Below are 8,513 nucleotides of genomic sequence, written 5' to 3'. Positions count from 1 at the left end.
GTGAGCATCCCATCACTGAGCAGTACTGAAGCTGGAATCGCCGACATCAGGAATAAGCGATCGATCACCGCAATCGTCAGACAGCTTGCCAAAACCGCCTTGGCAATGGCGAACAAAAATGCGCCGTCGGCGTGTCGTAATACTTGTTGATAAATCCGAAAAAACCAAAATAAGCCAATCTTGATGGCGATCTCTAACACCACAAAATTAATTTGGTGCCAGATTTCGATCGACATCAGGTCGAGTCCCCGCTCGAAGCCAATCGCCGCACTAATCGCGATCGCCAACAATATGATGTCAACGAGTGTCAGAATTGTGTACTTCCGCTCATTGGAAACCGTATTAATAAGTTTGTCTAAATAGGTATAAAACTTTGAAGAAACCTGAAATTCTTCATCTTTAAACGGTAACTTAATCATTTGCTCAACTTACTTTTTACGAAATTTTTCCAGCATCGAATACCCATCCCCTCGACAGATCCCGGCGATATCGCTCGATCTGCAATACCCGATGGGGAAAGCTCGATGGCTAGTTTTGGCTCACCCCTGCTTGTGGCTTGGAGCTGTGCCTCAATCCACTTATCTCTATAATTCCCACTTATATTGATTAATTCAGCTCGCCAACTACCAGATCGGGATAGTTTTCAATTTTCTTGACAATTGACACAGGGGACGGGGAGACTCGATCGGGATCTAAATTGCTCTTAAAAATGGGGGTAGGGGCAATTCATGAATTGCCCCTACCCACATGCTGAGGAATTATATCTACCTGCGATCAGCCGCTGAATTTAGTAATGCCTGCTAGCCGCTACCACGGTAGCCGACTGCCATCCCAGGAGAAGAATTCGCCACTATCACTGGGGGTTAATCCATCGATGACAGTTAATAATTGTGATACTGTCCGATCAACTGAAAATAACTTTTCGGGCGGGACATTCCGCTGAAATGGCTGCGATAGCTGGGTATCAGTCGTACCGGGATGGAGCGCGACTAAAATCGCCTGCGGACAAGTGCGTTGATACTCGATCGCGGTAGTCCGAATAAACATATTCAAGGCAGCTTTGGAAGCGCGATAACCATACCAGCCACCGCTGTGATTGTCGCCAATACTACCGACTTTTGCCGAAATCGTTGCCAGGATCGATCGATCTGGATGTTTAATTAAGGGCTGGACTTGTTTGAATAACAACAATGCGCCGATACTATTCACCTGAAAATAGCGCAATAATCGATCGCTATCGATCTGGCGCAAACTCTTCTCTGGTTGCAGCTCACCTTCATGCAACACCCCAGCGGAATTAATTACATAATGGAGCGCAGCCGCCTCAGTTTGAATCCGCTGCATTACCGCCGCAATTTGCGCTTCATCGGTAATGTCCATTTGCATACAGCACAATCGCGAATTATCGATCGCCAATAGCTCGGTTGCTGACTCTACTCTTCGATAAGTCGCATAAACGCGCCCGATCTCCGCCTGTGCCAGTAACTGTTGCACGAAGCCCAAACCAATGCCGCGTCCGCCGCCAACAATCAGCGCGGTTTTTAAAGAACTATTTTCTAGATCGGTAGTTGTCATCTGATTATTTACCCGATCGAATCTTCGCAAGCAACGCCTCAAAAGGCTCCCAATCATTTGCTTGGGCGATCGGTTCCCAAATCGCTTCGATTTGCGGGCGTAACAAAATCGTCTGGGGATTCGATCGAGTGAGAATTTTCTCAACTGAATCGAATTCTGCTGGAGATAGATCGCTCAAAGCTTGATGATATAATTGCAACCACTTTTGATAGCCATTATTACCAATAACTTCTGGCATTAATTCCGTCTCATTTAAGATTGAATTGAGATCTTGTTGCCATCTAAGTTTAAAAGCTTGACTCAGATCGTAGAAAAACTGATGATAACCGACTTGAGTATCTGCTAATAATTGGAGCGTTGCGACTAATAACTCATCCCGAACTGGCGTAGCATCTCCATCTAAACCGAGCTTGCATAACATCAGATGTTTGTAATGCGGAAAATAATATTCCTCGAATTTGGCGAGTGCTGAAGTCATTTCCGCAGTGTCGATGACCGCACTCAAAGGCTGCTGAAGTAGCTCTAAATTGAGCTTGCAAATGCCTGGTTGATTGGCGTAACTATAACGGCCATAATGATCAAAGTAAGCAGCCGTAAACTCAGGATTATAGGTTGGTAAAAATGCGTAAGGGCCATAGTCAAAACTTTCCCCAGTAATCGACATATTGTCGGTGTTTAAGACAGCATGACAAAAGCCAACAGCCATCCATTGGGCGACTAATTCAGCGACGCGACGGACGAGTTCGGTATAAAACCGAAGATAACTTTCTGCTCGATCGAACCTACTCAAATGACCGTAATAATATGCAATAACATGATCTAATAACTTCTCAATTAGATCTGGACGTTTGAGATAATTTAGTCGCTCGAAAGTCCCAAATCGAATATGCGATCGACTAAACCGCACCATCACTGAAGAACGCGTCGGCGATGGTTCGTCGCCGCGCCATAAGTCTAAACCCGTCTCCACCATGCTCAAACAGCGTGAAGTCCTTACGCTCATCTGATGCAACGCTTCCGCCGCTAGCACCTCGCGCACGCCACCCTTGAGCGTCAACATCCCATCGCCACCACGGGAATAAGGCGTGCGTCCCGAACCTTTGGTGCCAAAATCGTAGAGTTCCTCGTTGATATCCCGCACTTGTCCGTACAGAAAGCCGCGTCCGTCACCCAAACCAGGATTGTACTCACCAAACTGATACCCGTGATAGCGGAGTGCGAGGAACGGCTGCGCGGGGTTAGCAAATTTGCCAAAGGCTTCGACAAAATGTTCGTCACTAACTCCGGCGGGATCGAGTCCGAGTTGAATCAAGAGATCGTCATTGCGAAAGCGTAAAATCTGCTGGGGAAATTCGGCAGCAGCTACGTCATCATAGTAATCAGCACCTAGCGATTCGAGAGCGGTTTCATAGTTAAGCGCGAGAATTGGATTCATACTTTAATTAGTGGATAGTTGATAGTGAAAAGTGAAAAGTCAGCAAACAGCCGAGATAAAGATTCGATCGCTATAATAAATATGTATTAAAAACATTAATTATTATCTATCCACTATCCACTATCCACTATCCACTATCCACTCTTCACTATTAATATGTCAGACTCTTTAATGTTCAATAACGATGCTTATGTCTTACTGGAGACCGATCGACCGGAGCAGATTCTGACTCCAGCCGAAATGTTTGCCAAACTCCAATCAGTTGTGATTAAGTTTGCCGACGATCTGCCGATCGATGTCCGACAAATTAGTGGCACTGATGCCCAAGTCCAATATTTACTCGATACTAGTTGTGAACTAGACCTGGTGCCAGGAGAGTATTTACAGTGGTACGCCGTCAGACTGGAGAAGTGACCCGCTCTTGATCTTTGGCTAGATCGACGATTAAGGTGACATTAATTTCTTCGTTATCATCATCTGGCTCAATTTTGGCATGAATGCCGGGGCCAAAAAACTTGGTGATTTTTTCCTGTTTTTCCTGCCAGACAGCTAGGCTCATAAATGGCGAATAAAAATTCAAAGTCAGGGCGTAAGCACCACCGATTTCTGACTCTTGGAGACTTTTGAGAATCGGTCGATCGTCATCGCTGGGAGCTAATCCGAGTTTTTCGAGGGCAACATCTAAATGTGCTTCTTGGCCGTAGCGAAAACGGGTGACATCTTTGCGAATTTGATTGAGCGTGGGGGTAGCTTGTTCGTCGCGGAGTTTGATGAGGTTGGCTGGTGTGAGTCGATCGAATGGCACTGGTTCTAGTTCGGCTGATTTGAGTGCCAAACCACCTAAGAGCAGGGGAATACCGTAGAAGAAACCGATCAAATTGAATGTTGCATCTTGGATGGCATACGCAAAAAAGCCGATCAGGGCGAGTAAACCGCCAAGATTGATCAGAACGAGACTAAGAGGAATAAGGCGTAACATAACGATCGCACGAGAGACTGAAGTCTTTTTATTATCAACCAATATTGAGAGTGGGGCTAGGGGTCGGTAGCACCTGTAGAGCAAAGATAGCGGATATGGTAGCTAAATTCGATCGAGATCGTAATTTCGATCGATAATTTGGGAAAGATGTGGTTATGGGGTATGCATTGAGTGCATCGCCTGTCACACCGCAACTTTGGACACAGCAATCATGAGTGTAGATCCCAAAACTCAGAGCTTATTTGAGGCGATCGCCGCAACAAATTTAAATCGAGTCAAACTCGCGATCGATTCCGGCGCAGCTATAAATAGTCCCAACGATCGCGGTCAGACACCGTTAGCCCTAGCTTGTTGCCAAGGCAATCTCGAAATCGTCGATCTCCTCGTGGCTGCTGGTGCCCAAATGCAGCCACGACTGGATTCTAGCGATCGGCTCTCGGCTGTCGGTGACAGCAGTGGATCGGCAGGATCGCCGCTGGCGGCATTTTTAGCGATCGGTGACGATCTCGAACTGGTACCATCACCAGCCAATGTGATCGAGATCCCCTTTGAGAATTTAATCGATCTGATCGATCGACCCGCAGCTAATCATCAGGCTACTCAAATCGAGCAACTGATGCCGCTCGAAGCCCCACAATCGCCAACTGACAATCCCACCGCTGCGTTGCGGCAGATGGCCGCTAATTGGCAAGATCTCAGCTCGGATGCTGAAGCCACCTATACCTTCGATCTCGATGAAGTCTTTGCCGCAAACGATCGAGCCGCCAACACGATCGGTACCGAAATCTTCGCAGAAGACATGACGGTGAGTTCGCTCCAGCAACCGCTCAATAATAGTAGCTTCATACCGGATGAGACTTATGCCTTCGATCTGAGCATCGATCTGGATCGGATGACGATCGCCGCGGCTGAAGATGCCGAGCGGCTGGCGATGCCGATCGAATGGGGCGAGAATGAAACCTACGTAGTCGATAATTTCGCCCAACTGTTACCAGATAGCGATTTAATTGAAGCCCCGCATCCGCATGACCCAATCGCGCAGCAAGTCGCTCAGATCGATCGCTTATTTGAAGCGGAAGGTGAAACCTATGTCGTGGATGACTTTGCCCAACTGTTACCAGATCTCGATCGTCAGCACGACCCGATCGCGCAGCAAGTCGCTCAGATCGATCACTTATTTGAGTCTGAAGGTGAAACAGATCGCTATGTCCCGACTCAAGCTTGGGAAGAAGGTGAAACCTATGCGATCGATCTGGGCAATCTCTATCCCAGCGAAACCCAGATCGATACCGATCTAGATCTGCGTGCAGATCGACACCTGCTGTCCGATCTCGACTCTAGTTTATTTCCAGTTATCGGTGGTGAAGACGAGCCAGACTTCGATCCCGATACCCAAACTACCACCGATATTTTTGGACACAGTGGCATCCAGCCAGCCGATCGAGCACCATTCGTTCCAGCCTATGAGGAAAATGCCACCAATACTTCGTTGATGGCGGCAGCGATCGATGGCGATCTCGATTTGGTGCAACAAGCGATCGCGGCGGGAGCCAATCTCGATCGCTATGACTGGAACTTGGGTTATGCACCGCTAGGCATGGCGATCGATCGCGGATATCCAGAACTAGTAAAGTGCTTGCTCGCCGCTGGTGCCAATCCCCACAGTGGGAGTATTTCCACAACCGCCCTCGGTTTGGCCGCCGAACGCGGCGAGATCGAGATCTTGCAAATGCTCTTACCGCGCGGTATCGACGTCAATGAACCAGTCGGTCGCGATGGTTGGACGGCATTACTATCGGCAATTAAAAATGGACATCGGGCTGTCGTCCAGTTATTGGTCGCGGCAGGAGCGAATGTCAATGTCTGGAGTCGCGGCGAGACACCAATTTTGTTGGCAGCTAAATGTGAAGAACGCGAAATTTATCAATATTTATATCCCCTCGTCAATACCGCCATTCGCCTCTGTGCCGATCGCGATGGCGAACAACTCCTCCAAGCTACCCGCAAACGCCGGATTCGCGAGCAAAATCGCCCAGTGGAAAAATTCATTGAAATGGCGACAGTGGGCAATATCGATGAGGTGAATCGGGCGATCGAGTTGGGGCTGGAAATCGACGAACTCGGTGCCAAAGGTCATACGGCCTTGATGGCTGCGGCATATCACGGACATCGCTCGATCGTCAATATTCTCCTCGCCGCTGGTGCCGATCCCCATCTCCTCAGCGATGATGATGGTTTGGGCGCGGCGGGGATGACCGCATTAATGCTGGCTGCGGGTAGTTTCTTTGCTAGCAATCGCCAACAGATCTGCCAACTGCTAATTGCGGGCGGTGCGGATCTCAATCAACGGGGTGCTGGTGGCAAAACCGCGATCTTCTATGCGGCCTTAGCTGGTTCTGGCTATACCGATTGTGTGGAGATGGCGATCGCCAATGGTGCCGATCTCGATCTCCAAGACGATCTCGGCCATACCGTCCTCTCAGCGGTCGCGGCTGCTGAGAACTATGGGATGTTTAATCTCCTGATGCAAGCCGGAGCTGCCACGACGGGATTAGAGTCAATTCAACTGATCCAAGCTGCGGGTGCTGGCAATGTCGATCGGGTCAAATCCCTATTGGCGACTAATGTCAACCTCGATCTCGATCGCGGTGCGGCGATGAGTAATGCGGCGGCGGCCGGACATACCCAGATTGTCGCACTCCTGATTCAAGCCGGAGCCAATGTCAATCTCCGAGATAAATTGGGCTTTACCCCGATCGCCAGTGCTGCTTATGCGGGCTATGGTGAGATCGTCCAACTCTTGATCGCTGCGGGAGCCGATACTCAAGCTCCAGCAGGTGAGTCCCAAAGTTATTCGGCATTAGAATACGCCCAAATGGGTCTGTATCAATTCCCGCAAGAACATCTCCAACACGCCCAGATCGTGCGGGTCTTGCAGCAATTAGGCGCGCGCTAAAGACGCGATCGTCACTAGTTCGATGGGGTGCTGAAGATCGTCTTGAGCTACCCCCGATCGATCGGCAGCTACATCGATCGCCAATGATGGCACGGTGCCTGGGAAATGATGTTAGCGAACAGCTCCGATTCTAGTACTAAGCGGCATACGTTTGAGTACTAACTCCCAACTCCCATACGGTGGTACAGCAACTCCTAACTCCCAACTCTTTACGAAATAGTACTAAGATTTACGCCACCCAATACTAGTGCGATTTGATCTGCTGTAATACCTCATCTTTAAAAGGATTTTTACCCTTTTTCATCGCTTCGATCCATTGTTGATGCTGGGGCTTGTAGATCGGAATGGATTTAGGATCGTCAATATATGCCTGGAAATCGGCAATTGCCCCTTGTCGATCTCCACTCAAGGCTTTAGCAAGTCCGCGACTTTCTTGATAGTTACCTTTCTGTTCGGGAGTAGCCAGATTCACGGCATTCTCGCAAGCAAACATGACATCACGAGCACGGCGATAAATACTGCCGGAATAGCAGAGGTCATTCCAGGCCGCCGCATCGATTTTGAGAGGAGGATAGAGTTTTTTTGCGCTGTCGTAGAGGGCGAGAGCTTCAGTAATTTTACCTTCCCGAACTTGGGTTTTGCCTTGTTCGAGCCAATTAGCGGCGACTAACTTAGCGATCGCGGTTGCTATTTTGGCAACATCGACACTGGCGTCTAACTTTTGGGCTTGGTTTAATTTAGCTGTTGCGCCGCCAAGATCTCCTTCCGCAGCTAGTTTTTTACTGTCATCTACTAATCTGCGAGCAGTTAATTTTGCCGCTAATTTTTCAGCATTGACTGCTAATTTGGCAACATCGACACTGGAGTCTAATTTTTGAGCTTGTTTGAATTTAGCTGTTGCCGCTGCGAGATCTCCCTCCTGCTGTGCTAATCCTAATCCCTGCCGCACCAAAAATTCGGCGGTTTGGGGAGCTTGCCAGCCGCCATACTGCCGACAAGTATCGATGGCATTTTCTGGTGTTTCCTGCTCGTCTGAAGCATCTTTGGCTGGCGGAGATGTAAAATCTGGATGCAACCGCAAGCGATCGCAGCCCGCTGCGACCCAATCTTGCCACACCACTCCTCGCCACAACCGGACGGTACTATCTTGACCGCCACTGACGATCGTCCGACCATCGGTACTCAGCGCCACCGATTTGACCGCACCAAAGTGCCCTGTCCAAGGCGAACCGATCGATTTCCCCTTTCGATCCCAGAGCCGCACCTTCCCATCTTGACCGCCACTGACAATAGTTTGACCGTCGGTACTAATCGCCACGGAGTTGATGATACCTTGATGTCCTGTCAATGGTGTCCCGATCGGTTGACCCTGTCGATCCCAGATGCGGACAGTACCATCTCGACCGCCACTAACAATGGTTTGACCGTTAGTTGATATGTTCTCAAAAATCTCTGTTGTATAAGGCCGCATCACATCCACGCGGTCAACATTTGGGTTCTTCAAAAAACGGCTAATGTATTGGTATCTATGGTCATTTTTTGAAATGTCTCGCGGCAAGGCTTCCGCT

Annotated in this window: 5 protein-coding genes and 2 pseudogenes; 2 read left to right on the top strand and 5 right to left on the bottom strand. The window is 48.9% G+C overall.

The window, feature by feature from the left end:
* The 3 genes and pseudogenes from RMO27_RS11410 to RMO27_RS11400 all read right to left on the bottom strand — a co-directional run.
* Positions 1–419: pseudogene (locus RMO27_RS11410) on the bottom strand (hypothetical protein); the annotation flags it as partial.
* Between the two features lie 388 nt (positions 420–807).
* Entirely contained in the window at positions 808–1,575 is a 768-nt protein-coding gene (locus RMO27_RS11405; RefSeq protein WP_309732469.1) for an SDR family NAD(P)-dependent oxidoreductase, read from the bottom strand.
* A gap of 4 nt (positions 1,576–1,579) precedes the next feature.
* Positions 1,580–3,010, bottom strand: a complete 1,431-nt coding sequence (locus RMO27_RS11400; RefSeq protein WP_309732467.1) for a protein adenylyltransferase SelO family protein — start codon at positions 3,008–3,010, stop codon at positions 1,580–1,582.
* 156 nt (positions 3,011–3,166) lie between these two features.
* On the opposite strand from RMO27_RS11400, the gene RMO27_RS11395 reads away from it, so the two are divergent.
* Positions 3,167–3,424 carry a chlororespiratory reduction protein 7 gene (locus tag RMO27_RS11395; RefSeq protein WP_309732465.1) on the top strand — a complete coding sequence of 86 codons (258 nt, stop codon included), beginning with the start codon at positions 3,167–3,169 and terminating at the stop codon, positions 3,422–3,424.
* On the opposite strand, the gene RMO27_RS11390 is transcribed toward RMO27_RS11395, so the two are convergent.
* A complete protein-coding gene (locus RMO27_RS11390; RefSeq protein WP_309732463.1) occupies positions 3,408–3,989 on the bottom strand; it encodes a DUF2854 domain-containing protein in 582 nt (193 codons plus the stop codon). The two genes, RMO27_RS11395 and RMO27_RS11390, sit on opposite strands and share 17 nt — an antisense overlap.
* Positions 3,990–4,200: 211 nt before the next feature.
* Here RMO27_RS11390 and RMO27_RS11385 point away from each other — a divergent pair, with 211 nt between their 5' ends.
* Positions 4,201–6,945: an ankyrin repeat domain-containing protein gene (locus RMO27_RS11385; protein WP_309732461.1), complete on the top strand. Its 2,745-nt coding sequence runs from the start codon at positions 4,201–4,203 to the stop codon at positions 6,943–6,945.
* A gap of 244 nt (positions 6,946–7,189) precedes the next feature.
* On the opposite strand, the pseudogene RMO27_RS11380 reads toward RMO27_RS11385, so the two are convergent.
* A pseudogene (locus tag RMO27_RS11380) lies at positions 7,190–8,513 on the bottom strand (hypothetical protein); the annotation flags it as partial.

Origin of the sequence: Chamaesiphon sp. OTE_75_metabat_556, from assembly GCF_031378165.1 — a bacterium.
In the GTDB taxonomy this organism is placed as follows: domain Bacteria; phylum Cyanobacteriota; class Cyanobacteriia; order Cyanobacteriales; family Chamaesiphonaceae; genus Chamaesiphon.
This window is presented reverse-complemented; position numbering and strand designations above follow the sequence as displayed.